We start from the raw sequence: 22,040 nt of genomic DNA, 5'->3' as shown, positions 1-22,040 counted from the left end.
TAACCAGTCCGGGATCAGGCGACCTTGGCCTGCTCCTCCAGAATCTCGTCCGGGTCGCGCAGCACATAGCCACGGCCCCACACCGTCTCGATATAATTGTCGCCACCGCAGGCCAGCGCCAGCTTCTTGCGCAGCTTGCAGATGAACACGTCGATGATCTTGAGTTCCGGCTCGTCCATCCCGCCATAAAGGTGGTTGAGGAACATTTCCTTGGTCAGCGTCGTGCCCTTGCGGAGCGAAAGCAGCTCCAGCATCGCATATTCCTTGCCGGTCAAATGAACGCGGTTGCCGTCCACTTCCACCGTCTTGGCGTCCAGGTTGACGGCCAGCTTGCCAGTGCGGATGACCGACTGGCTATGGCCCTTGGACCGTCGCACCACGGCGTGGATGCGGGCGATCAGCTCTTCGCGATGGAAGGGCTTGGTCACATAATCGTCGGCGCCGAAACCGAAGGAGCGGACCTTGCTGTCCATCTCCGAAATGCCCGACAGGATCAGCACCGGGGTCTGCACCTTGGCCGCCCGCAGCTTTTTCAGCACGTCATAGCCGTGCATGTCGGGCAGGTTCAGGTCCAGGCAGATGATGTCGTAATCATAGAGCTTGCCCAGATCGAGGCCTTCTTCGCCCAGATCGGTCGTATAGACGTTGAAGCCTTCGGTCGTGAGCATAAGCTCGATCGCCTTGGCGGTGGTCGGTTCGTCCTCAATCAGCAGCACGCGCATGTGAAGCCCCTTTGCGTCGCAGTCCCGTTCACCCCACCAGAACGGCTTCTGCTCCAAATCATTAACCAAAAAACTTCTGAAGGACAAAGGTTAATTTTTCGCTAACCGGCAGAAATCCGCGAGTCGCACCAAAACGAATCTGTTTACAAAGGGTTGAAGCCGAAACGGCTGACCCGGAGTCAAGATGGATTCACCTGCGAAACGACGCTCAAACGCGTCCAAACGCCCATCATCCTGAACCGAGGACGGAAATTTTTCGCTAACTTTAATGCTGCGGGTTAACAGCCATGATGCTTCGTCAGATAGTCCAGCAGCGCTTCGACCCGCGCGGGGCGCAGGCGCGACGGCGGCGTCACCAGATGCAAGCCGAACGGCGCGGGGCGCCAGTCGATCAATATCTCCTCCACCTCGCCCTTCGCCAGCGCATCGCCGATGATGAAGTCGGGCAATCGGGCGATGCCCACCCCGATGCGCAGCGCGGGCAGCATCGCTTCCCCGCTGTTCACCGTGATGCGGCTGCGCACCTGCACCACCACATTCTGCTGCCCCGGACCTGAAAAGCGCCACACGTCGGGCGCCGCGACGTTGGAATAGCAGAGACAATCGTGACTCCCGAGGTCAGAGGGATGCTGCGGCCGCCCGCGCGCGTCGAGATAGGCGGGCGAGGCGATCACATGCATCGTCACATCCGCCAGCCGCCGCGCGCGCAGCGAGCTGTCTGGCATGTCGGCAATGCGGATGGTCGCATCCAGCCCCATCTCTACGATGTCGATCTGCGCGTCCGACAAATGCAGGTCGACGTCGACCAACGGATGCTCCTTGGTGAATTGCGCAACCAGCGGCGCGACGCGCAGCAGGCCGAAGGTCATCGGCGCGCCCAGCCGCACCACGCCCGACAGTTCCGCCGTTTCGTCACGCGCCGCTTCCTCCGCCGCCTGCCCCTCCGCCAGGATGCGATGGGCATGGTCGGCCAGCCGCTTCCCGCTTTCCGTCAGCGCCAGACGGCGGCTGGTGCGGTTGAACAGGCTGGTGTCCAGATGCTCCTCCAGCCGCGTCACCGCCTTGGACACGGTCGCCTTGGACACGCTCAGCGCCTTGGCCGCATCGGTGAAGCTACGATGCTCGACCACGGCGGCGAACATGGCCCAGGCCTCGAAGTCAGGTAGTCGCATCGGGAAACAATCCGTTTCAAAGCTGCCGGTTTAAGAAACGATCCTGATGGCTAGATTGTCGGAAAGCAAGCGGAAGCATCCGCCTCCGCAACGAAAGGCATCTTGTATGACCACGACCACCACGAGCCGCATCGAGCGCCGCCCGTTCGCGTCGCTCGGCCATGCCGACCATGGCTGGCTGAACGCGCGCCACCATTTTTCCTTCGCCGACTATCATGACGAAGAGCGCATGCACTGGGGGGCGATCCGGGTGTGGAACGATGACGAAATCGGCCCCCGCTCGGGCTTCCCGCCGCATCCGCACAGCGACATGGAAATCATCACCTATGTCCGCACCGGCGCGATCACGCACAAGGACAGCCTGGGCAATCAGGGCCGCACCGAGGCCGGCGACGTGCAGGTCATGTCCGCGGGCACCGGCATCCGCCACGCCGAATATAATCTGGAGGATGAAACCACCACCCTGTTCCAGATCTGGGTCATTCCCCGCGCCCGCGGCGGCCAGCCCAGTTGGGGGGCCAAGCCTTTCCCCAAGGGCGATCGCTCCGGCAAGCTCGTCGTCCTCGCCAGCGGCTATGACGATGACAAGGAAGCGCTGCGCATCCGCGCCGACGCCCGCCTGCTGGGTGGCACGGTCAAGGCAGGCGACAGCGTGACCTATGACAGCGCGGAAGGCCGCCACCTCTATCTGGTTCCCGCGACGGGCCGGATCGAGATTGACGGCCAGCCGTTCGAGGCCCGCGATGGCGCGGCGATCCTGGGCGGCGATCCGATCACCATCACGGCCATCGAGGACGCCGAAATCGTCCTGGTGGACAGCATCTGACCCTATCGGCCCGTCCAATCCCCTCCCCCCGGGACGGGCCGGGCCGCCCGTATCCCCTATGCGGGCGGCTACCCTTTCCCCATCCTTTCAAGGAGATGCCTCATGGCTAAGGTACTGGTTCTCTATTATTCTTCCTACGGTCATATCGAGACGATGGCGAAGGCCATGGCCGAAGGCGCCATTGCCGCCGGCGCGCAGGTCGATATCAAGCGCGTGCCCGAAACCGCCCCGCTCGAAGTGGCGCAGAATGCGCATTTCAAGCTCGACCAGGACGCCCCCATCGCGACCGTCGCCGAACTGGCGGACTATGACGCGATCATCGTCGGCACCGGCACGCGCTTTGGCCGCATGTCGAGCCAGATGGCGGCCTTCCTCGATCAGGCCGGCGGCCTGTGGGCGCGCGGCGCGCTGAACGGCAAGGTCGGCGGCGCCTTCACCTCGACCGCCAGCCAACATGGCGGACAGGAAGTCACCCTCTTCTCGATCATCACCAACCTGCTGCATTTCGGCATGACCATCGTCGGCCTCGACTATGGCTTTGCGGGTCAGATGGGCGTGGACAAGGTGCGCGGGGGATCGCCCTATGGCGCGACCACCCTGGCCGATAGCGACGGCAGCCGCCAGCCCAGCGAAGAGGAACTGGACGGCGCCCGCTACCAGGGTCGCCGCATCGCGGAGACCGCGATCAAGCTGCACGGCTGATCGCCTGCCGCGCCGTCTGTATGAGGCGGCGCAGCGAGAGCCCTTGGGTCGCATCAAGGCTTGAATCACGCCGTAGGGGCTGGCGCATCGGGACTATGCGCCAGCCCTTTCCTGCCATGCCTATCCCAATGTCTTGGGCGTCACCCAGACCTCGACGGGGATGATGAACTTTCCCGGCGCGGGTTTGCCGACGACGACGCGGTCGGCCGTGACCAATTCGCCATTTTCCAGGTTCAGCGATACCCAAGGCTTGGGCATCCGTTCGAACTTCATTTTCTGGATGGGCTGGCCCGTGGCCGTGTTCATGATTGTGGCAATGACTGACATAGGGGGCGCCCGCTAGCCGTCGCCCCCGCCCCTGTCCAGCGCTTCGCGACGAAAAAATTCGTCCCCATGTCACATTCCGCGCGCGCCTCTCGTCATGTCTGCATCCCCAAGCGAAAGGACCGCATCATGACCGACAAGATCAACCCCTATGCCGCCGCGCCGCAACTGATGAAAAGCTGGACCGTCCTGTCCACCGCGATCGGAGAGAGCCTGGAACCCAGCCTGATCGAGCTGGTCAAGATTCGTTCATCACAGATCAACGGTTGCGCCAACTGCATCAACATGCACAGCTTTGAAGCCCGCGCGAAGGGCGAAACCGAGCAGCGCATCTACCTCCTCTCCGCCTGGCGCGAAGCCCCCTGCTATACCGACCGGGAACGCGCCGCTCTCGCCTGGACCGAGGCTCTAACCGAAATCGCCAAGGGTCATAGCCATAGCGCCGCGCGCGAGGCGCTCAACTGGGAATTTACCGAGGAGGAGCAGGTGAAGCTTACCTTGATGATCAACATCATCAATGGCTGGAACCGCATCGCGGTCGGCTTCGACCTCTGGTACGATATGCCGATGAAGGCGGCGGCCTGATGGAGCGGGGGACGCAACAGGACGCGGCGGCGCGCTTCGACCCGCTGCGTCCCCGCCTCATCCGCGTCGCCTATCGGATGCTCGGATCGGTCGCCGACGCCGAGGATGTGGTGCAGGAAGCGTTCATCCGCTGGATGGGCGTCGATCGGGCGGACATCCGCGAACCCGAAGCCTTTCTCCGCCGCACGGTGACGCGGCTTTGCCTCGACCAGTTGAAATCGGCGCGGGTGCGCCGCGAAACCTATGTCGGCCCCTGGCTGCCCGAGCCGTTGGTCGGGGATGACGAGGAGGAAGAGGACGTAACCCTCACGCTGATGCTGGCGCTGGAACGGCTGTCCCCCTTGGAGCGCGCCGCCTTCCTGCTGCACGACGTCTTCGGCCTGGCCTTCGAGGAGGTCGCCCGCACCATCGACCGCGACGCCGCCGCCTGCCGACAACTCGCCGCGCGCGCACGAACCCACGTCCGTGACGCGCGGCCACGCTTCCAGGTCGAGAAGCAACGCGGCCTGGAGATTGCCGGCGCCTTCTTCACGGCCTCGCGCAGCGGCGACATGACCAGCCTCGGCGCGCTCCTGGCGCAGGATGTCAGCCTGCACAGCGACGGGGGGGGCAAGCGGCCCGCGACGGTGCGCCCGGCGATCGGCTTCGGTCAGGTCATGCAGTTGCACAAGGCGCTGACCGTCAACTTCCGCAAGCATGGCTCCACCCTGCTGCGCACCTGCCTCATCAACGGCCTGCCCGGCTTCGTCACGCGGGAGGCCGATGGGGAGGTGCAGACCACGGCACTGGACATCCAGGACGGTCGGGTCACCGCCATCTACATCATGCGCAACCCGGACAAGCTGCGGCACCTGCATTGACGCTTAACGGGGTGCACACCCTGTTCGTAGAGGGCATGGCAGGGCCGATAACCGATAAGAACGGCGGGGACGGGAGAATATTTACATGGTGAGCGCGATCAACGCGACAGGCATCGGCAACGCATGGGGACAGATCAAGAAGTCGCTGGACACGGTTGCCCAGGCGGCGACGCCCCCTGCGCCGAGCGCCACCCCTGCGCCGAGCGCCACCCCTGCGCCTACGCCGTCCCCCAACACGCCGGACGCGCCGACATCACCCGAAGCCCCTACCCCGCCGACAGTCGTCGCCAACCCGGCCCCGTCCGAGCCGCTAACCTATAGCGCGCCTTCGTCCGGCCCGCGTCAAATGACCGCCGTAGCCGATCCCGCACCCACGGCCGGCCTGAGCGATCGACTGAGCGACGCAGGCTATTACGCCTCCCCCGAAGCCTCGGCCGTCGCCGATCCCGCCGCCACCGCCCAGACGGCGACCGACAGCGCATCACTGACCCAGGCACAACTCATCGCCCAGGCCGCCTATGCCATCGTTGCCCGCGCCGGGACCGACAATCGCATGTCCTTGATCCAGGACGGTTAAAGCAGGAAGCGGCTGGCCGTCGGCGACAGGCGGATCAGCCGGTCGATCGCAACCGGGATCGTCAACGCTGCCAGCAGCAACCACTGCTTGCCCAAATAAGGGGAGAGGTAGTGGATGACGGCAACATGGCAGTACATGACGATCAGCGACGCCCGCCCCAACGCCGCAACCGGCCCGGCAAGGGGTGCGACCAGGGCCGACAGGCGGAACAACAGCAGAGAAGTGGCAATGGCCGAGGCTACAGACAGCAACGGCCAGCCATAATCTGCGACCTTCATGTTGAGCGTGGGCAGCACGCCTGCCAGCCCGATCGCAGCCATCGCTCCCAGCGGCGCGATCATCCAGCCCCGCCAGCGGACTCGCGGCCACGCCGCTCCTACCCATAACAGCACGAAGGCCATCGGCACGCTCAGCATCCCCAGCGGTGACGCTTTCAGCCACCAGCCCAGGACATAGGCCAGAACCAGCGCCGGAAGCAGCAGCAGCGCCCAGCGCCAATCCAGCACATCGGGCCAGCGGCCGAGCGCGACATTGAACAGGATGCGCGCCATCATCAGACAAGGCACGAACCAGAAGATGGTATAGGGGCCGCGCAACCAGAAGCCGCCCAGGAGGATCGGGACCATATCCTCCGGCCATTGGTGGAAGATGGGCCGACCGCCCTTCAGCGGTTCGATGATCTGGTCGATCAGGATCAGCAGCAGCAGGAAGGCGGCATAGGGCCGCATCTGGCTGACCAGTTGCCGCCGTGTGAACGCGCCGACATCATGCGGCCGCGACAGCATCCCCGACAGCAGGAAGAAGAGCGGCATATGGAAACTGTACATGGCGTCGCGGAGCGGCCCGCGGGTCCAGACATGGCCGATCACCACCGCCAATATGCCCAGCCCGCGCGCCACATCGACCCAATCAAGCCGAAATTGCGCCTGGCGCCGATCATGCCCCCTGTATTCCATCGCCTCCACCGCCTATAGGAAGCGCCGCGTGCGTCAATTCTCCTCCCATTTTCTTCTGTCCCGATCGGAAACTCTTCCTTGGCCCTGCTTACCGACCATGTGCTGTTCATCGATGGCGAAGCCCTCATCCTCGACAAGCCTGCGGGCCTGCCGGTCGATGCGCCGCGCGACGGCTCCATGGCGCTTGAAAATCACCTAGCCTCGCTGACCTTCGGTTTCCAGCGCTGGCCGCTGCCGGTCCACAGGCTGGATCGCGACACCAGCGGCTGCCTGCTGCTGGCCCGCAATCCCAAGGCGCACAAGCGCTTCGCCGCCGCGTTCGAGGCAGGCACGGTGGTCAAACGCTATGTCGCGGTGATCGAAGGCGTGCCGGAAGAAGATGAAGGCACGATCGAACTGGCGCTCAAGAAGGTCAGCACCGCGGCGGAAGGCTGGCGCATGATCCCGGCCAAGGCAGGGAAGAACGCCATCACCCATTGGCGCAAGGTGGCGGAAAAGGATGGTCGTTCGCTGATCGCCTTTTCCCCCCAGACCGGGCGCACCCACCAGATCCGCGTCCATGCGCTGCATGGCCTGGGCTTCGGCATCGTCGGCGATCCGGTCTATGGCGACGGAGAGGGCGCGATGCTGCTGCACAGCCGTTTCCTGAGCATGCCGCGCGGCGACAAGCCCGCGGCGGAGGCGACCGCCCCCCTGCCTGCGACCTTCGCTGCGGCGGGCTTTGGCCAGGACTTGCTGGACGATGCCGGGCTTTGAGATTCCCGATGATGCGCTGGAGGAGCGCTTCATCACCGGCGGCGGGCCGGGCGGGCAGAACGTCAACAAGGTGGCGACGACCGTCCAGTTGCGCGTGAACCTGTTCAGGCTGGCCCTGCCACCTTACGCCTATCGCAAGCTCAAGGAACTGGCCGGATCGCGGCTGACCGCCGGCAACGAGATCGTGATCCAGGCGTCCCGCTTCCGCACGCAGGAGGCGAACCGGCAGGACGCGCGCGACCGCCTGAACGAGATGATCGCCAAGGCCCATGTTCGCGACGCCCGGCGCATCGCCACCAAACCGGGCAAGGCCGCGAAGGCGCGGCGGGTCGATGCCAAGAAGGCGCGCAGTTCGGTGAAGCAGGGCCGCGGACGAGTGCCGATGGACTGAGTACAGAATTTAGGGGGGACGTCGACGGCATGAACGATGGAATGGCGCAGGATCGGAAGGCGGTTTTTTACGGCCTGGGCATTCTGATGCTCCTGGCCTTCGCCGGCATCCTGATCGACCCCGCCCAGGACAAGAGGCAGTTCGCCGCCTTTCTTTTCGTGCGGCAAGATGCGCTTTTCCTCCTGCTTCTGATCCTGCTGCTCCGCTTCGGCCTCTGGCCTGCGCCGGCCGTGCCGCTATGGGCGGAAAAGGCGGGCCGGTTCTGGTGGAGTGCTCCCGTCCTTCTGCTCCTCCTCTGCTGGGCCGGCCATCGCCTGGCCTTTGACGGCTATGATTTAACCCGCGACGAACAGATGGGCCTGTTCGACGGATTCATCTATCGCCATGCCCGCCTCGGATGGCCGTTACCTGCCTTCTGGCAGCACAACGCCCTCGCCCTCAATCAGCAATTCATATTGCCGATTGCGGGGCATCGGGCCTGGATTTCGGACTATCTGCCGGTTCATGCACTGACCCGAAACCTGCTGGGGACGATCGCCGATCCTGCACTCACCAATCCGCTTCTCACCGCCATTGGCGCCACGGCCCTCTGGCGCATCGCCCGGCGCCTTTGGCCGCAGGACGGCAGCGCGCAGATAGCCGCCCTCCTGCTCTACGTCGGGTCGTCCCAGATCGTCGTGATGGGAATGAGCAGCTATGCCATGCCCGGCTATCTGGCCCTCAATCTCATCTGGCTGGCGCTCTTCCTGCGCGGCGGCATAATGAGTCATGGTGGCGCGCTATGCATCGGCCTGATCGCCACCGGTTGGCATCAGCCGATTTTCCATCCGCTGTTCGTCCTCCCGTTTATCGTCATGCTCGCCTGGCAGCGTCGCTGGCGACTCTTTTGCCTCTATGGCCTGACCTATGCCGCGATCGGCCTTGCCTGGCTTGCCTGGCCGCATTTTGCCGCGAGCGCGGCGGGTGGAGCAGCCACGCAGGGCGGGCAGCTGGGCTATAGCGCGCGGATCGCCATGCTCCTGTCCGGCTTCGACGGGATCAGCCTGTGGCTGATGAGCCTCAACCTGCTGCGCTTCGTCGCCTGGCAGCATCTGCTGCTGCTCCCTCTGGCGGTGGCCGGCATACGTTTCGCCTGGCGCGATCCGCTGGCTCTCTCACTGCTCGCTGGACTGCTCCTTCCGATTGCCGCCGCGACGCTGCTGCTGGCCTATCAGGGACACGGATGGGGCTATCGCTATCTCCACGGCGTGATCGGCAATGCCTGCCTGCTGGGGGGCTATGGCTGGTCGGCGCTTCGAAAACGGACCGGAACGCCGGCGCTGTGGACGGCCGCGAACATCGCGAATTTTGTGGCCGTCGTGCCAGTCCACATCGCCCTCGCCGCGACTATCGTGCGTCCTTATGCCACCGTGTCCCGCACTATCGACCGAACGGACAGCGACCTGGCGGTGATCGACGATCTTGCAACGGCCTTTGGCGGCGACCTGGTATCCAATCGCCCCGATCTGGGCAACAGGCCGGTGCGATTGATGGCCAGCCAACTGGATGATCGCGCAATGGCGGCGCTCTGCCGCACGCACAGCATCGCATTCGTCGGCGAGAAGCAGCTTGCCCCAATCCAGCGCGCCATTCCCGCCAAGGAAACAGCGACCGATCGATTTCTGCGACTGGAAAAGCTCTGCGCCAGCATCAGGCGCGTTGCACGTCGCCCGCCGGCGTGAACACCATGCGGCTCATCAGCACATAGCTGAATGTCGCCGTGAAGATGATGTTGACCGGATAGGCCAGCCACGGAGCCAGCCCCGCCAAATCGATCAGCGCGGCAAGCGTCGCCGTCCCGAACAAAAGCTGGAGCAGATACACGCCGATATAGCGCCAGATCTGGCTGCGCCATCCGCCGCGGTCGCCGAAGGTGACATGCCGATGCGCCAGAAAACCGACGCACAGCCCCCCGGCCCAGGCCAACACGCTCGCAGCCACATAGTGCAGGCCGCCTGCTATCGCCCCCAGGAACAGCAGATAAGCGATCAGGGTCACCCCGCCGCCAACGATACCGAACCGCATCAACCGCAACAGTCCTGCGTGCATCACAGCGCCCCTCGCAACCGTGCGTGGATGCGTGGCAATACGCGATCGATAATGCGCGAATGGCTCATATAACGCCACACACCCCACGGTCCCAGCCTCAGCAACTCGCCCATGATTTGCGCCAGCGCGGCTGTGCGACCATGCATCACTTCGGCCAGCAGACAGTTTATGCGCGCCGATGCCGCGGCAATATGGCGGATCGTCTTTGCCTTTGGCCCGGCGATGACCGGCGCGTAGCGAGCGACGACAATCTCCATCTGATTCAGGAAATCAGCCGGCGTCCGACTGCCCAGCATTGTCTGCGACCCGCCATGGATGCGAAAGGCGACGGTCGGTTCGGCGAGGTAGCTGACGCGTCCGCGCATCGCGGCCTTCATATATATGTCCCAGTCAGGGGTGTACCACAGGCTCTCGTCAAGCCCGCCCGCGTCCTTCCAGATGTCCCGGCGCATGACGACAGAGGGCAGCGCCACAAAATTCTGCACCAGCAACCGCTCCATGACGGCCGGCCCCTCCCAACTCGACCGACCTTCCAGCGGGCAACGCCAGCGGCCCAATGTCCGCCCACCCTCGTCGATGATGGTCGCCGCCGTCAGCAGCATAGCGGCATCAGGATCAGCATCCAGCGCAGCCAAAATAGCGGTCAGCCGGTCGGGAAGCCAAAGATCGTCCTGGTGCAACATCGCGACGTGCGGCGCCCGCGCCATCGCCGCGGCCCGATTAGTTTTGGCCGTCCAGGACAGAATGTCAGGCCGATATTCGTACCGCAGAGTCAGTCGGCCGGCATGGCGCGCGGCGATGTCGCGACAGCGCATGGTCGAACTGGAATCGAGCGCGATCACTTCGATCAGGCCGTTGGCGTCGTCCGGCAGGCTCGCCAATGCGGCATCGAGATAGGCATCGCCCTCATGCACGGGCATGATGATGGAAAGACGCGGTATCGGCATCAGCGCAACGGCAGCGGCGGCACCGCTTGCATGCGATAAAAGCGCGATTCATTGCCGCCCAATATCGCCATGAGGAAACCACCCATGACAGTCTGCATACCCATGGTAACGAGCGTCGTGCCCAACACCGCCGGCAGGATGCTATAGGTGGCGCCAAAATCGCGGGCCGTCCATTTCCAGAAGACCGCCGCCAGCACCGCGACGCCCGTTCCGCTGATGGCAAGGCCAGATAGCAGCATCGCCTCCAGCGACAATTTTTCGCCCAGCCGCAATTCCCATGGTCGCGCAGCGCGATAGCCGGCGCGCAAACCATAGAGTTTGCCGGCGAACGCCAGCATACCGCATAAATGCCCGCCGGACACCAGAGCGGCCGCCAGCACGACCCAGTAATTGCCGACCGCGGGAAAGCTTCCCGGCGCCAGCGCCTGCGTAAGCGCCATGGCGAAGAGCGCCAGACCGACGCCCAGCGCCACCACGCCTGGCACGCCGAACACCCAGGTCGGGCTCAGCATCATCAGGTAGCGCAGATGCCGCCAACCATCGCGCCAGGGCCGCAAATGGGGCGCCCGGTCGCGCAGGTCGACAGACAAGGTCGCGGGCACCTCGGCCAGACGGAAGCGGCGCAGGCTGGCCTTGATCACCATTTCGCTGGCGAACTCCATGCCGGACCCCGACAGGTCCAGCGAGGCGAAACAGTCCCGCGTAATGGCCCGCAGACCGCAATGGGCATCGCTGATGCCCGACCGGAAGAAGAGATTGAGGATGCCGGTCAGCACCGGATTGCCGATATAGCGGTTCTTCCAAGGCATGGCGCCGGGCGCAATCCCGCCCCTGAAGCGCGAACCCATGCACAAATCCGCCCCATCCAGCAATTCGCCGATCATCGCCACGCCGTCGGTGAAGTCATAGCTGCCGTCAGCGTCACCCATCAGCAGGTAGCGGCCATAGGCGCCCTCGCAGCCGCCTATCAACGCCGCGCCATAGCCGCGCCGCTCCACTGGCACGATCCGCGCGCCGAGCCCCGTCGCCAGCTGTTGGCTGCCGTCGGTCGATCCATTGTCGGCAATTACGATCTCGCCGAACAGCCCATGCCGCGCTTCGATCAAATCCAGCGCGCGACGCGCGTTGGCGATGCAATGCGGCAGGCTGATCGCCTCGTCCAGGCAGGGCATGACGATCGACACGTCGATCGCGCGAACATCCCCGCGCAGGTGGGACAGACTATGCGTGGCGTCTACGAACATCGTCACCCTCGGGATTTCAGGCCTTTGGATGGCGATAGCGGCTTTTGGTTAATGCATTCTTGTCGCGCTCTGGTCGCGATCGAAGGTCGCGCCTATATGGGCGCCATGTACGATTTCGCCCCCACCACCGCCGACAAGCCCACCCTCTATGCCGATTTGCTCTCGGCCGCCGATGCGCTGACCGCATCGGAGCCGGACCCGATCGCCAACATGGCGAACCTGTCCGCCCTGCTCTGGCAGTTCCTGCCCGATCTCAACTGGGCCGGCTTCTATCGCATTGTGGAGGATGAACTCGTCCTTGGCCCGTTCCAGGGCAAGCCCGCCTGCATCCGCATTCCGGTCGGTCGCGGCGTATGCGGTGCGGCCGCAGCAACCCGCGAAACCCAATTGGTGGAGGATGTCCATGCCTTCCCCGGCCATATCGCCTGCGATGCGGCCAGCGCGTCCGAGATCGTTGTCCCGGTGCTGCACGACGGCAAGCTCATCGGCGTGATCGATCTCGACAGCCCGCTTCCCGCCCGCTTCGACTCGGACGATGCCACCGGGCTTGAGGCGCTGGCGGCGCGGATCTCAGCCCGCATTTGCTGATCCATTAACCCTGTTTCTTCACGGCACCTCCGCAGTGCCGCGCTTTCCGCCCCGTTTCGGGACAGGATTTCAAGCCCTGGATCATGGATAGCCAAGGATCGCCATGCTAAACGAAGCGTTAGCATTTTAGGCTGCGCATCCGGTTGGCGCGCCGTAAAAACAGGGAGTGTTAACCATGCGGACTCCAACCTTACTTCTTTTGGGGGCGAGCGTTGCACTGGCAGGCGTCGCCGCGCCGGCTATCGCCGGCGGCGCGAATGGGCCACGCCCCGGCGGTTCGATGCCGCACCCCGGCCCCCGTCTCGGCACGCATATGCCACGCCCCGGTGGCGGCTGGAACGGACACTGGAATAATGGTGGGCATCGCTGGGGACCGCGCCAGAACGGCCGCTGGTTCGCCGGCTGGCGCGCGCCGGGCGGCTGGGGCGGCTATCAGCGTCCGATCTATGGCTATGTCCTGCCGCAATATTGGACCAGCCCCAATTATTATATCGCCAACTATGGCGCCTATGGCCTGCCTGCGCCTGCATACGGCTATGGCTGGTCGCGCTATTATGACGATGCGGTGATGACCGACCGTTATGGCCGGGTCTACGACTCGCGCAGCGACATCGACTGGAACCGCTACGAAGGCGGCTATGGTCCCGATGGCGATGACGGCTATTATGACGAGCCGCGCCGCGATAATGGCGTTGGTGGCGCCGCCATTGGCGCGGTGGTCGGCGCCGTGGCGGGCAACCGCATCGCCGGGCGCGGCAATCGCACCGCGGGCACGCTGATCGGCGCCGGCGTCGGCGCCGTGGCGGGCATGGCGATCGACAAGGCCGAGGACGGCCCCGGCCGTCATGCGCCACCCCCGTCGCGCCGTCCGGGCGTGGGCTATGACGATGGCTATGGCTATGCCGACGACAGCGTCACCACCCAGAACGATTATGAAGGCCGCTGGACCGGCACGTGGACCACGGATGACGGGCGGCAGGTGAGCGGCACTTATGACGGCCGGTTCGAGGGCGAAGTGCGCGGCGCTGGCGTCGACTATGACGCGCCGCCTTATGCCGGGGCGTCGCATTGGTCGGCAGGTCCGGGCCCGGTGGTGCAGCAGGGCGGCGGCTATATCGCGGGTGGCTATTATTATCCCGCACCGGTGGTGACGACCGTCACGATACAGCCCGCCCAGACGACAACGACTACGACGACCACATACGTCACCGAAACGGTTCGCCATCCGGTACACCGCAGGGCCGTTCGAAGCTGCCGCTGCAAATAAGCGCCTGTCCGGCGAGTCACGACGCCGGACCAGCGCTGGATCGGGGTCGGGCCGCACAGGCCCGACCCCTTTTTTTGCCGATCGAATTCCGGAGAACTGAAGGTGTCGCCCGGTAGTGGTCGGCCCAGATGGAAGTCCTGCCCGACGCATCGCGCCAGACACGCCAGGGGCCGATGCATGTCATCAGAATGTAGACCTCGACCAGCCCGCGCGTTGGCTTTTGGCGCGGCACCGTTCTGTTTTACCTAGCGCGGCAATGGCGGCAAATCGGTTCGAAGACCGACAAGACAAAAGCGCATCAGGTTGCAGCAACCGAAACGGATGGCGCAACAATCATTGAACGATCGACCTTCGCCGATCTGGCTGTCTATTTACGGAACATGCCCACCAGTTCGACCGGCAGCGGCGGTTCGTCGCGCTGCTGGACGCCGCGAATGGCCTGCGCCTGCTCGTGCGGATCGAAACGCACCCAGCCGCTGCGGCTCAGCTTTTCCAGCGGACGATAGCGGATCTTATATTGCATTCGCTGCGATCCATCGACCCAATAGCCCAGATAGACATAGGGCAGGGCGGCACCGGACGCCCGGGTGATATGATCCAGGATGATGTAATTACCCAGGCCCGGCCGATGCTCAAGCTGCGTATCGAAGAAGCTGTAGATCATCGACAGGCCGTCGCCCTGACGGTCGGTCAGGCAGGCGCCGATCAGCTTGCCGGGGCGGCCATCGACGCCCGGTTCGCGATATTCGATGATATAGCTGTCGACCGGCGTCTGCTCGACCATGTCGGAGAAGTCCATCTCGTCCATCTCGGTCATGCCGCCGCCGGGATGACGATCGACCAGATAGCGCTGGAGCAGCGCGAACTGCTCCTCGGTGGACCAGGGCTTGCAGGCCGTGACGACCAGGTCGCTGTTGCGACGGATCAGCTTGCGTTGCGTCGCATTGGGCTGGAATTCATGGGCGACGACCCGCACCGACACACAGGCTGAACAGTCCGCACAGCTTGGCCGATAGGCGACATTCTGGCTGCGACGAAAGCCGATGCGGCCCAGCGCGTCGTTCAGTTCCGCCGCATTGTCCCCGTTCAGCTCGGTAAACACCTTCCGCTCGCTCTTGCCCGGCAGATAGGGGCAAGGGCTGGGGTTGGTGACGAAGAAACGGGGAAAGCGGAAGGCGGCAGTCACGCTCCAGGCTTCCTTTCATGGCGGCGGACGTCAGTCATAACATTGACTATGCCGCCACGATGCCCCTCTGAAAAGGGCGTTTACCACGAAAAATCGCGCCCGCTTCCCGCGGTCACGCAACCTCGATCGGCGCGACCTCATAACCGGCCTCGCCCAGCGCCGCGATCAACCGCTGAAGATGCGCGCGATCGCGCGTCTCGCACTCGACATCCAGGCTCAGCCCCTTGGCCGGCAGGTTGGTGAAGATACGCTGATGCGCCAGTTCGAGGATGTTGACCGCTTCCTGATCGAAGATGCGGGCGACATGGAACAGCGCGCCGGGCCGATCCTGCAGGATGATCCGCAGCCGCGCCAGACGGCCCGACCGGGCCAGGTCGCGCAGCAGCACATTGGCGAGCAGGCGGGTGTCGATATTGCCGCCGGTCAGCACCAGCCCGACATTGCGCCCGGCGAATTTCTCCCGATAGGTCAGCAGCGCAGCGAGGCCCGCGGCGCCCGCGCCCTCCACAACGGTCTTTTCGATCTGCAACAACAGGCTAAGCGCCTCTTCCAGCCGCCGCTCGGTCACCAGCAGCACATCGTCGGCCAGCCGCTCGACGAAGCGGCGGGTCAGTTCGCCGGGTTGCTTGACGGCGATGCCCTCCGCCAGGGTATCGCCGTCGCAGGCCAGGTCCGCGCCCTTGATAAAGTCGTACATCGACGGATACAGTTCCGCCTGCACGCCGAAAAGCTGGATGTCCGGCTTCATCGCCCGCGCCGCGGTCCCCATGCCCGAAAAAAGGCCGCCGCCGCCGATCGGGATGATGAGCGTGTCGATTTCCGGCGCGTCCTCCAGCATTTCCAGCGCGACCGTGCCCTGCCCGGCCATGATGTCGGGTTCGTCGAACGGATGAACGAAGGTCAGGCCCTGCTCCACCTCCAGCAACCGCGCATGGGCATAGGCGTCATCGAATTTCTCGCCATATTGCACCACGGTCGCGCCATGGCCCTGCGTCTGCGTGATCTTCACCGTAGGCGTGGTGGTGGGCATGACGATGGTGACGGGCACGCCCAGCCGCCTGCCATGATAGGCCAGCCCCTGGGCATGGTTGCCCGCGGACGCTGCAATTACGCCCTTGGCCTTCGCCGCGTCGTCCAGCTGAAGCAGGCGATTGAGCGCGCCGCGTTCCTTATAGGCGGCGGTGAACTGAAGATTTTCGAACTTCAAATAGACGTTGCAGCCCAGCATGTTCGACAGCGTCTGGCTGATCAAAGTCGGGGTCTTGACGATCGAACCGGCAATCCGGGTGCGAGCGGCAAGGATGTCATCGACGGTGACGGGCAGCGGCAGGGCGCTTTCGATCTTGGCGAGCGTGTTCATGAGCGGGCACCTAAACGAAAATTGCGGGCGAAGAAACTGGCACTGTCGGAAAACTGGCCCTATGGCGGGGATGCACGCTAGAGCATGATGCATCGAACGACCGGGAATCATGTTTCATTGTCTTTTGTTTTCCGCGATTTCTGAATCGTCGGATGTGCATCCGACTTGAAATCGCTCCAGATGTACGAGGCATATGGCTAATATCGCGTTTATCGGCCTGGGCGTCATGGGCGGCCCTGTTGCAGGGCACCTGGCCAAGGCGGGGCACAGCCTCACCGTCTACAATCGCTCCATCGGCAAGGCGAAGACATGGGCGGAAGCCTATGGCGGCGCCGTCGCCATCAGCCCGGCCAAGGCCGCGGAAGAGGCGGACATCGTCATCAGTTGCGTCGGCAATGACGATGACCTGTCGCAGATTACGCTGGGCCGCGAGGGCGCATTCCGCACGATGAAGGAAGGCAGCCTGTTCATCGACCACACGACCGTGTCGGCGCGGATCGCGCGGCAATTGTTCGTGGAAGGCGAAAGCCGCGGCATCCATAGCGTCGACGCGCCGGTATCGGGCGGTCAGGCGGGCGCGGAAAACGGGCGGCTGTCGATCATGTGCGGCGGCAGCGAACCGGCGGTGGCGGCGGCCAAGCTGGTAATGCAGGCCTATGCTGCGCGGATCGTCCATGTTGGCGGCGCCGGTGCGGGCCAGACCACCAAGATGGTGAACCAGATCTGCATCGGCGGCGTGCTGCAAGGCCTGTCGGAAGCACTGCGCTTCGCTCAGGCGGCCGAACTCGACCTGGACGCGGTATTCGAGGCGATTTCGGGCGGCGCGGCGCAAAGCTGGCAGATGGACAATCGATGGAAGACAATGGCGCAGGACAGTTTCGACTTCGGCTTCGCGGTGGACTGGATGCGCAAGGATCTGGGGCTGGCGCTGGAGGAAGCGCGGGCCAATGGCGCGACTTTGCCGGTGACGGCGATGGTCGATCAATTCTACGCCGACGTGCAGGCTATGGGCGGCAACCGTCAGGACACCAGCGCGCTGGTGCGCCGGATCACCCGCGCATGACCGATCGCCCCCACCCCATCCATGTTCCCGCGAAGACGGGAACCGAGTCCCACCATTTCAAGGGGACTTCCGCCTTCGCGGGCGCACGCTGCCTGATGGTCGCAGCACTGGCACTGTCCACCAGCCTCCCCGCCCTCGCCGCGGGCGTCATCGACAATGTCAACGGCATCGCCATCGATCCCAATGGCAAGGTCGTCCGGTTCGCCGCGCTGATGATCGATGACGATGGCAAGGTCGAAAAGCTGCTGCCGGGTCGTTATCAGGAACCCAAATATGAGCGGCCCAAAAAGCCGAAAAAGGGGCAACCCTGGCCTGAACCGCCCAAAGGGCTGGCGTTCAAGCTGGATGCGGGCGGCAAGACGCTGATCCCCGGCCTGATCGACGCGCATGGGCATGTGATGGGCTATGGCCTGTCGCTGATCACGCTCGACCTGTCGGAAACGCGATCGCTGGCGGAGGCGCAGGCCAAGATTCGCGCCTATGCGCAGGCCAATGCCGGGCGCAAGTGGATCATCGGCACCGGCTGGAATCAGGAACAATGGGGTCTGGGGCGCTTCCCCACCGCCGCAGAACTGGACGCGGCGGTCGGCGACATTCCGGTGTGGCTGGAGCGGATCGACGGCCATGCCGGCTGGGCCAACAGCGCGGCGATTCGCGCGGCGGGCATCACCCCCGCGACCAAGGCGCCGATGGGCGGGCGGATCGAAATGGCCGGCGGCAAGCCTTCCGGCGTCTTCGTCGACAAGGCGATGGACCTGATCCAGAAGGTAACACCGCCGCCCGCGCCCAAGGACCGCGACATCGCGCTGGAAAAGGCGCAGCGCGCGCTGCTGGCGTTTGGCATCACCGGCATTGCCGACATGGGCACCAGCATAGAGGATTGGCAAGCGTTCCGCCGCTCGGCCGATCGCGGCGCGCTGCGGGTGCGGATCATGTCCTATGCCTATGGCATCGACAATATGGTACTGATCGCCGGGCCGGAACCGACGCCCTGGCTCTATGACGATCATCTGCGCATGGGCGGCGTGAAGTTGCTGCTCGACGGCGCCTTGGGGTCGCGCGGCGCCTGGCTGCGCGCCGATTATGCCGATGCGCCGGGCCAGCGCGGTTTGCCGATGATCCCAGACACGCAGTTGCGCAATTTCATGAGCCGCGCGGCGATGGACAATTTCCAGGTCGTCGTCCACGCCATCGGCGATGCGGCCAATCATGAATTGCTGAACGCGATCGAGGAACTGAACGACACCTATAAGGGCGACCGCCGCTGGCGGATCGAACATGCGCAGATCGTCACGCCCAGCGACCTGCCGCGCTTCGGGCCGCTGGGCGCAATTGCATCGATGCAGCCGGTCCATGAAGCGTCGGACTGGCGCATGGCGACGGCCCGACTGGGCGAAGCCCGGCTGAATGGCGCCTATGCGTGGAAAGCGATGCTGGACAACAAGGTGCCCCTCGCCTTCGGTTCCGACGTGCCGGTGGAAAGCCCCAATCCCTTTGCCGGCATCGCCGTGGCCATGAGCCGCGAGGACGGCAAGGGCGAACCGGCCGGTGGCTGGATGCCCGAACAGCGGGTCGGCTTCGACGCCGCGCTGGACGGTTTCACGCGCCAGGCCGCCTATGCCGGTTTCGCCGACAAGAAATTCGGCAGCCTCGTTCCGGGCCAGCGCGCCGATTTCCTGCTGATCGATCGCGATATCTCGACGGCGCGTCCGGCCGACATCCGCGAGACCCAGGTGCTGGAAACCTGGATCGGCGGCAAGCGCGTCTATGTGAAGGGGCAGTAGTTCGACGCGGCCGATTTAGCGAGACTGGGCAGGGTTCCAGACGGTGACGGTACGCCCCGTCATCGCCTTGGCGACGCCCTGCAAGGTCGCGGCATAGGCGATCATAACATCGACCAGCGCGGCGAAGGGACCGCTCTTCGCCCGCACGCCGATCCAAAGGACCAATGCTACGCCCAGCGCGCCCGCCAGATAAAGCGCTGGCGATACCCGCATCGCAAGCGCGCCCGCCGCGATCGCGCCGACCAGAATAAACAGTCCGCCAAACCAGCGGACGATCTTGCGCGACGCATATTTGAAGCGATCGACCGCCGCCATCCGCCGCAATTGCGGGCGCAAATGGGCGTGCGTGTGCCAGGCCCGCGCGGCGATCCGTACCTTGCGCCGATATTCGTCCTTGCGCGCCGTCACCAGCCGTTCGCGCGCAATCACATCCTTGGCCTTCACCAAACGCTTGCCCGCGAACACGACCGCCATCGACACGGTCAGATCGTCCAGCACGCTATCGGGGAAATCGGGATACAGGCTGCGCCGGATCGAAAAGATCGATCCGTCCGCGCCCAGCACATTGCCGGTGCGCGACTCCTCGTCCTTCAACTTTTCCTCGATCCGCCAGTAGAGCGACCCGACCGAGGCGGTCGCGCTATCCTCCGCGCCGATATAGTGGAGCGAGCCCAGCACGCCACCGACCTGCGGGTCTGCATAGCGGGCGAGCAGATTGTCGATCGCGTCGGCGTCCAGCAGGACGTTGGCGTCGGTAAATATCAGCACATCACCGCGCGCGCGGGCGGCCAGTTGCTTCATCCCATACGCTTTACCGCTACGCCCCGGCCCACGCACCAGCGTCACCATATCATCTTGTGCGGCGATCAGATCGCCGGTGCCGTCCGAGGATCCATCGTCGAACGCCAGTATCGCCAGCTCCGGATGCCGCGCTCTCAGCATCGCCAGATTAGCCAGCTTCTCCGGCATCGCCGCCGCTTCATTATAGGCGCAGAACAGCAGGGACGCGCTGGGTTTCGGCCCCTCGACCGGCGCTTCCGCCACGGTCGGCAAAGCGCGCAGGATCAAGGGATAGAATAAAAACGGCCATGCCACCGCAGCCAGACAAAGCAGCAGAACAACGCCAAGAATAAGGTTGGTCGCCATCGCTCAATAGGCCTTGTGATGGACCAGCACGCCCAGCGTCGCAAAAATGATCCGCAGGTCACGCCACACCGACCAGTCGCTGACATATTCCAGATCCGACTGAAGCCGATCGATCAGATCCTGATGATGATCGGTGGAGCCGCGATGGCCGCGCACCTGCGCCAGGCCGGTCATGCCCGGCTTGATGCAATGCCGTTCCCAATAGCGGGCATCGACCTCCCAATAGAGGCTGTCTCCCGCCTTGGCGGCGGCGGCGTGGGGACGCGGGCCGACGATGCTCATGTCGCCCTTCAACACGTTGAACAATTGCGGCAATTCATCGATGCTGGTCTTGCGCAGAAACGCCCCGACCTTTGTCACCCGGTCGTCGTCGCGCCGGGTCAGCGTCGCGGCCTTATGGTCGCTCGCCTCGCTGCGCATCGACCGGAATTTATAGATGGCGAAGGGCCGGGCGTCCTTGCCGATCCGCGGCTGGCGGAACAGCGCCGGGCCGGGGCTGGTCAGCCGTACCGCGATGGCCGCGCCGATCAGAATCGGCGAGAGCAGGACTGTCGCCACGCTGGCGACGATCAGGTCGAACAGCCGCTTGATCAGTCGATCGCGGAAGTGCAGTGGACCGCCCGCCACGATGATCGTGGGCTGGCCGTCAAATTCATCGATCCGCGCCGGGGCGAAACGCAGCAGTTCCGGCACGACGATCTCGCCCCGCGCCGACAGCGACTTGAGCGCCGCCGACCAGTCAGCCATGCGATCGAGCGGGCAGGCGACGATCACCCGCTCCGCCATGCCGACCACGGCGGCGAGCCGTGCCGCCATGTCGGCGTCATGCCGTTCGGGATGAAGGTTCGCCGCATCGGCATCGATGACGTCCATATGCGGGCCGACCGTGATCGATACGCCGTCCAGGATGACAGCGGTCAGATGCGGCACATCGCCCAGCAAGGCGACCGCCAGCCGCGCGACCGCGACACGCACCAACGCCACCGCCACCGCGCTCAATCCCAGGCCGGTAATGAAGGTCAGACGCGACAATTGCTCGGCGATCTTGCCCAGATAGACGATCAGCAGCATCAGCAGCGCCGCCTGCACCAGCGCCCACAGCGCCCGCACGATGCCACGCCGCACCCGCTCCAGCGTATTGATGCCATAGGCGCCACCCTGCACCGCCAGCAGCGCATAGAGCGGCGCGACCATGGCAAACATCACGAGGCCGTGCGGCTTGCCCGGCTCCCCCCACAGGGCGCCCAGCACGAACCAGTTGGCGGCGAGAAAGGCGCAGAACAGCCCTGCCATGTCGCCCGCAAGGCACAGCGCATAGAGCCGCAGCCGCACGATTTCCTTGGAGACTGTCACTGGTGCGCCCTGATTATCGCCATGCGTCCCGTTGGCACCCGCGCGCGCGGGTTGCAAGGGGTTGTGTCTTCGCACCCGTTCGCTCCGAGCACAGGCGATAAGCGGGTAGCGCCGTGTCCGCGTTTCTCCACATGCGCGAAACG

At 64.5% G+C, this 22,040-nt stretch carries 23 protein-coding genes; 12 read left to right on the top strand and 11 right to left on the bottom strand.

Features of this window, described 5'->3' with window-relative positions:
- Positions 1 to 14: 14 nt before the first annotated feature.
- Positions 15 to 722 (bottom strand): response regulator transcription factor CtrA, encoded by a 708-nt coding sequence (gene ctrA / locus K9B33_RS17255; protein WP_224550309.1) that lies wholly within the window; start codon positions 720 to 722, stop codon positions 15 to 17.
- Positions 723 to 1,000: 278 nt separating this feature from the next.
- Positions 1,001 to 1,894, bottom strand: a complete 894-nt coding sequence (locus K9B33_RS17250) for a LysR family transcriptional regulator (protein WP_224550308.1) — start codon at positions 1,892 to 1,894, stop codon at positions 1,001 to 1,003.
- A gap of 106 nt (positions 1,895 to 2,000) precedes the next feature.
- Between K9B33_RS17250 and K9B33_RS17245 the strand changes: the two genes are divergently transcribed.
- Together K9B33_RS17245 and wrbA are read left to right on the top strand one after the other, a co-directional pair.
- The gene (locus K9B33_RS17245; protein ID WP_224550307.1) at positions 2,001 to 2,720 is read left to right on the top strand and encodes a pirin family protein; all 720 of its coding nucleotides are present in this window, start codon (positions 2,001 to 2,003) and stop codon (positions 2,718 to 2,720) included.
- Between the two features lie 102 nt (positions 2,721 to 2,822).
- Positions 2,823 to 3,422 (top strand): NAD(P)H:quinone oxidoreductase, encoded by a 600-nt coding sequence (wrbA, locus tag K9B33_RS17240; protein WP_224550306.1) that lies wholly within the window; start codon positions 2,823 to 2,825, stop codon positions 3,420 to 3,422.
- A gap of 120 nt (positions 3,423 to 3,542) precedes the next feature.
- Here the strand turns inward: wrbA and K9B33_RS17235 are convergent, their stop codons facing one another.
- Positions 3,543 to 3,749, bottom strand: coding sequence for a hypothetical protein (locus K9B33_RS17235; RefSeq protein WP_224550305.1), 207 nt, complete (start codon positions 3,747 to 3,749; stop codon positions 3,543 to 3,545).
- Between the two features lie 126 nt (positions 3,750 to 3,875).
- Between K9B33_RS17235 and K9B33_RS17230 the strand changes: the two genes are divergently transcribed.
- From K9B33_RS17230 to K9B33_RS17220, 3 genes are all read left to right on the top strand, one after another.
- On the top strand, positions 3,876 to 4,331 hold the full coding sequence (locus K9B33_RS17230; RefSeq protein WP_224550304.1) for a carboxymuconolactone decarboxylase family protein: 456 nt from the start codon (positions 3,876 to 3,878) through the stop codon (positions 4,329 to 4,331).
- Positions 4,331 to 5,191 carry a sigma-70 family RNA polymerase sigma factor gene (locus K9B33_RS17225; protein WP_224550303.1) on the top strand — a complete coding sequence of 287 codons (861 nt, stop codon included), beginning with the start codon at positions 4,331 to 4,333 and terminating at the stop codon, positions 5,189 to 5,191. Before K9B33_RS17230 ends, K9B33_RS17225 begins: the two co-directional genes overlap by 1 nt.
- 85 nt (positions 5,192 to 5,276) lie before the next feature.
- Positions 5,277 to 5,768, top strand: coding sequence for a hypothetical protein (locus K9B33_RS17220; protein ID WP_224550302.1), 492 nt, complete (start codon positions 5,277 to 5,279; stop codon positions 5,766 to 5,768).
- Here K9B33_RS17220 and K9B33_RS17215 read toward each other — a convergent pair.
- Complete coding sequence (locus K9B33_RS17215; RefSeq protein ID WP_224550301.1) at positions 5,765 to 6,724, bottom strand: acyltransferase family protein; 960 nt, start codon at positions 6,722 to 6,724, stop codon at positions 5,765 to 5,767. The two genes, K9B33_RS17220 and K9B33_RS17215, sit on opposite strands and share 4 nt — an antisense overlap.
- A gap of 78 nt (positions 6,725 to 6,802) precedes the next feature.
- Between K9B33_RS17215 and K9B33_RS17210 the strand changes: the two genes are divergently transcribed.
- The 3 genes from K9B33_RS17210 to K9B33_RS17200 are packed head-to-tail and all read left to right on the top strand — an operon-like array spanning position 6,803 to position 9,592.
- The gene (locus K9B33_RS17210) at positions 6,803 to 7,480 is read left to right on the top strand and encodes an RluA family pseudouridine synthase (protein WP_224550300.1); all 678 of its coding nucleotides are present in this window, start codon (positions 6,803 to 6,805) and stop codon (positions 7,478 to 7,480) included.
- Entirely contained in the window at positions 7,467 to 7,871 is a 405-nt protein-coding gene (gene arfB, locus K9B33_RS17205) for an alternative ribosome rescue aminoacyl-tRNA hydrolase ArfB (RefSeq protein ID WP_224550299.1), read from the top strand. Before K9B33_RS17210 ends, arfB begins: the two co-directional genes overlap by 14 nt.
- 29 nt (positions 7,872 to 7,900) lie before the next feature.
- Positions 7,901 to 9,592: a hypothetical protein gene (locus K9B33_RS17200; RefSeq protein ID WP_224550298.1), complete on the top strand. Its 1,692-nt coding sequence runs from the start codon at positions 7,901 to 7,903 to the stop codon at positions 9,590 to 9,592.
- On the opposite strand, the gene K9B33_RS17195 is transcribed toward K9B33_RS17200, so the two are convergent.
- The 3 genes from K9B33_RS17195 to K9B33_RS17185 are packed head-to-tail and all read right to left on the bottom strand — an operon-like array spanning position 9,561 to position 12,150.
- Positions 9,561 to 9,959: a GtrA family protein gene (locus K9B33_RS17195; protein ID WP_224550297.1), complete on the bottom strand. Its 399-nt coding sequence runs from the start codon at positions 9,957 to 9,959 to the stop codon at positions 9,561 to 9,563. The two genes, K9B33_RS17200 and K9B33_RS17195, sit on opposite strands and share 32 nt — an antisense overlap.
- Entirely contained in the window at positions 9,959 to 10,906 is a 948-nt protein-coding gene (locus K9B33_RS17190) for a glycosyltransferase (RefSeq protein WP_224550296.1), read from the bottom strand. Before K9B33_RS17190 ends, K9B33_RS17195 begins: the two co-directional genes overlap by 1 nt.
- A complete protein-coding gene (locus tag K9B33_RS17185; RefSeq protein WP_224550295.1) occupies positions 10,906 to 12,150 on the bottom strand; it encodes a glycosyltransferase family 2 protein in 1,245 nt (414 codons plus the stop codon). The genes K9B33_RS17190 and K9B33_RS17185 overlap by 1 nt, the downstream gene beginning before the upstream one ends.
- Before the next feature lie 105 nt (positions 12,151 to 12,255).
- On the opposite strand from K9B33_RS17185, the gene K9B33_RS17180 reads away from it, so the two are divergent.
- Together K9B33_RS17180 and K9B33_RS17175 are read left to right on the top strand one after the other, a co-directional pair.
- Positions 12,256 to 12,738 (top strand): GAF domain-containing protein, encoded by a 483-nt coding sequence (locus tag K9B33_RS17180; RefSeq protein WP_224550334.1) that lies wholly within the window; start codon positions 12,256 to 12,258, stop codon positions 12,736 to 12,738.
- Positions 12,739 to 12,913: 175 nt separating this feature from the next.
- The gene (locus K9B33_RS17175; RefSeq protein ID WP_224550294.1) at positions 12,914 to 14,005 is read left to right on the top strand and encodes an RcnB family protein; all 1,092 of its coding nucleotides are present in this window, start codon (positions 12,914 to 12,916) and stop codon (positions 14,003 to 14,005) included.
- A gap of 367 nt (positions 14,006 to 14,372) precedes the next feature.
- Here K9B33_RS17175 and K9B33_RS17170 read toward each other — a convergent pair whose 3' ends face one another.
- Both K9B33_RS17170 and K9B33_RS17165 read right to left on the bottom strand, forming a co-directional pair.
- The gene (locus tag K9B33_RS17170; protein ID WP_224550293.1) at positions 14,373 to 15,191 is read right to left on the bottom strand and encodes an arginyltransferase; all 819 of its coding nucleotides are present in this window, start codon (positions 15,189 to 15,191) and stop codon (positions 14,373 to 14,375) included.
- Positions 15,192 to 15,303: 112 nt separating this feature from the next.
- Entirely contained in the window at positions 15,304 to 16,551 is a 1,248-nt protein-coding gene (locus K9B33_RS17165; protein WP_224550292.1) for a threonine ammonia-lyase, read from the bottom strand.
- Positions 16,552 to 16,744: 193 nt separating this feature from the next.
- On the opposite strand from K9B33_RS17165, the gene K9B33_RS17160 reads away from it, so the two are divergent.
- Positions 16,745 to 17,614, top strand: a complete 870-nt coding sequence (locus K9B33_RS17160) for an NAD(P)-dependent oxidoreductase (RefSeq protein ID WP_224550291.1) — start codon at positions 16,745 to 16,747, stop codon at positions 17,612 to 17,614.
- Positions 17,615 to 17,709: 95 nt separating this feature from the next.
- Positions 17,710 to 19,398, top strand: a complete 1,689-nt coding sequence (locus tag K9B33_RS17155) for an amidohydrolase (RefSeq protein WP_224550333.1) — start codon at positions 17,710 to 17,712, stop codon at positions 19,396 to 19,398.
- Positions 19,399 to 19,413: 15 nt separating this feature from the next.
- Here the strand turns inward: K9B33_RS17155 and K9B33_RS17150 are convergent, their stop codons facing one another.
- Together K9B33_RS17150 and K9B33_RS17145 are read right to left on the bottom strand one after the other, a co-directional pair.
- Entirely contained in the window at positions 19,414 to 20,544 is a 1,131-nt protein-coding gene (locus tag K9B33_RS17150) for a glycosyltransferase (protein ID WP_224550290.1), read from the bottom strand.
- 3 nt (positions 20,545 to 20,547) lie between these two features.
- Entirely contained in the window at positions 20,548 to 21,897 is a 1,350-nt protein-coding gene (locus K9B33_RS17145) for a sugar transferase (protein ID WP_224550289.1), read from the bottom strand.
- Between the last annotated feature and the right edge of the window lie 143 nt (positions 21,898 to 22,040).

This window comes from Sphingobium sp. 3R8 (genome assembly GCF_020166615.1).
Taxonomy (GTDB): domain Bacteria; phylum Pseudomonadota; class Alphaproteobacteria; order Sphingomonadales; family Sphingomonadaceae; genus Sphingobium; species Sphingobium bisphenolicum.
This window is presented reverse-complemented; position numbering and strand designations above follow the sequence as displayed.